Annotated in this window: 1 protein-coding gene and 1 pseudogene; both read right to left on the reverse strand. The window is 67.7% G+C overall.

The features are described 5' to 3' along the window. Positions 1 to 234 (reverse strand): flavoprotein (locus JMF97_RS30765; RefSeq protein WP_273543977.1); only part of this gene is annotated, 234 nt, incomplete at its 3' end. A gap of 14 nt (positions 235 to 248) precedes the next feature. Continuing rightward, positions 249 to 374 (reverse strand): annotated as a pseudogene (rpoZ, locus tag JMF97_RS30770) (DNA-directed RNA polymerase subunit omega); the annotation flags it as partial. Between the last annotated feature and the right edge of the window lie 78 nt (positions 375 to 452).

Here is a 452-nt window from a genome sequence, read left to right on the forward strand (position 1 = left end):
TCCTGCCGGCGAGCCGAGCCATGCAGGCGGCACCTCGGGCACGCCGTACCTGACGGCCCCGGCCGCCGGTTCCCCGGGGAGCGCGGCCCAGGTCGGCCCGCGGACGAACCAGAGCGCGGCGGCGGTCGGTACGGCCCGTACCTGGTGCCCCGACTCGGTGAAGAGTCGGAGCAGTTCACACGCCTTGTACGCGGCGATCCCGCCGCCGACCCCGAGGATGATCCGGGCGTTCATCGAACGTGGAAAAGTTACGGCTGGTCGGTCGGTTCAGCGGTGAGCAGACACGCGTTGATCTCACGCATCGCGATGGAGAGCGGCTTCTCCTGAGGGGTGGGCTCGACCAGCGGGCCGACCTACTCGAGCAGGCCCTCGCCTGTCTTTTATCCCAACTCAGATGTGTATCAGCGCCAGTTAGTGCTCTCGGTACTGCGACACCGGAAGAGACGCGCGTA

This window comes from Micromonospora fiedleri (assembly GCF_016774385.1).
In the GTDB taxonomy this organism is placed as follows: domain Bacteria; phylum Actinomycetota; class Actinomycetes; order Mycobacteriales; family Micromonosporaceae; genus Micromonospora; species Micromonospora gifhornensis.